Below are 901 nucleotides of genomic sequence, written 5' to 3'. Positions count from 1 at the left end.
GTTCACTTCATGTGCGTCCACACCTTCAGCGTTCCCCTGAACAGGACCGGCAGACAGACGTAACGGAGTCCTACTAGTACGTCGGTGGTGTCCTCACTCCTCGGCGCGCAAGGATTACGACGACTGCACCGCGAAGTACGGCCGTTACGGCATCCCCGCCTACCTGGTCGTGGACCCCTACGCCCGAGAGGTCGTCCTGCACACCGAACCCACCGCGAGCGGCTACAACACCACACACACGCGCATACGGCACGGGCAAACTCCCCATCGCCCTGGCCGACGGCCGCACCTTCACCCTCGACCTCGACGAACTCCCCGTGCCGGAGCCGGAGACCGACACTCACTGAGAAGACGCGCCCCGCGTCACGAAGAGGCACGAACGAGGTCGCCCAAGAATCCCGGCCGGGGCCGCTTCCCGCTGCCGAAGCCCGGCAGCCGGTCGGCGAGGACGCGATCATCGAAACCGCCGCTGAAGAGCTCCATGTCCCGGTGACCGGAAGGGAAGCCCCCAGGAAAGGACGGCACAAGTAGCCGGCGTTCGGGATCGTTCACCTCGGCCTCGGGCGCTGTCGCCAGGTCAGGTATGCGTGAGGTCGGATAGGAGCGCGGGCAGGAGGCGTTCCTCCATGACCGCACTGCCCGACTCCTCCATCGCGAGGGCCAGTTCGAGATCCCAGGGGCTGACCGCGGGCGGTCCCGCGAGCGGTGTGGACTCGCCCTCACCGAGTGCCGCCGTGTAGTCGGCGGCGGTCATCCGCCAGGGGTGGGCACCGTGGCGGGCCATGGCGTCCGCGGTGATGCGCAGGCCGGCCCAGTCGAAGTCTGCGCGCCAGTGCAGCCGGGCTCCCGCGCGTACGGCGTCGCCGAGCAGTTTGTGGCAGGCGGCGGACGGGACGCCCTC

The 901-nt window shown here is 68.7% G+C and carries 1 protein-coding gene; it reads right to left on the bottom strand.

The annotated features are described in order from the left end of the window. Positions 1–577: 577 nt before the first annotated feature. Positions 578–901, bottom strand: a 324-nt coding sequence (locus AC5P09_RS51970; protein ID WP_493880634.1) for a DUF2399 domain-containing protein, incomplete at its 5' end; no start/stop codon positions are given.

The sequence above is a fragment of the Streptomyces sp. a15 genome (assembly GCF_059026085.1).
Note: the sequence above shows the minus strand (reverse complement) of the source record. Positions and strands in the feature narration are given on the sequence as shown.